Below are 700 nucleotides of genomic sequence, written 5' to 3'. Positions count from 1 at the left end.
GGTCCTCGGTGACGATGCGGGCGGGCTCTCCGCGCCCGGCACTGGAGAGGGTGAAGGCGGGGGCGATGCGGGCGAACTCGGAGAGCAGCGCCAGGCTGTAGGTGGCGGTCTGACCGTCCTTGGTGGCGTGCCCCTGCAGGGCGATGCTCAGATCGACGCCATCGGGCATGCTGAGCGACATGCGCCCCGCGCCGGGATCCAGCCGCAGGGGCAGGCTGCGGCCGTAGCAGGTCGCACTGGCGATGGTGCGGAGCCGGCTCAGGGCGCTGGTCGACAGATGCGCGGTGAAGGCGTCGGAGGCCGGCGGCGTGACCCGGGTGTAATCGGGATAGGTGCCGTCGATGCCCTGGATCACCAGGCGAAGCCCGGGGGCCGTTACCAGCAGGTGGCGCGCATCAGCAGCGAAGGTCAGCGGGGCATTCCCTGCTTTCCGCGCGATCGCGATCAGCAGATCGACGGCCCGAACCGGGACGATGAGGCCGTCGGGCCGGTCGGTCGCCTTGCTGCCGTTGATCCGCGGCCCCTCGATGAAGCGGGCCGGGGCGTCGCAATCAATGATCGCCATGCGGTGGCCATCGGTGGTGACCGCGCGCAGCGTCCCGACTTCCGGTTTTGTCGTCAGGAAGGTGCCATTGAGATAATAACGGGTCTCCTCGCGGCTGACGCAGGACCGACCCAGATCAAACAGCCGCAGCGCCTG

General features: G+C 69.3%; 1 protein-coding gene. It reads right to left on the bottom strand.

Annotated features, from left to right (window positions below; genetic code table 11):
* Positions 1-700 (bottom strand): DNA polymerase III subunit beta (locus CVM50_RS19325; RefSeq protein ID WP_232618304.1); only part of this gene is annotated, 700 nt, incomplete at both ends.

Source organism: Pseudooceanicola marinus (assembly GCF_002786295.1).
GTDB lineage: Bacteria > Pseudomonadota > Alphaproteobacteria > Rhodobacterales > Rhodobacteraceae > Pseudooceanicola > Pseudooceanicola marinus.
This window is presented reverse-complemented; position numbering and strand designations above follow the sequence as displayed.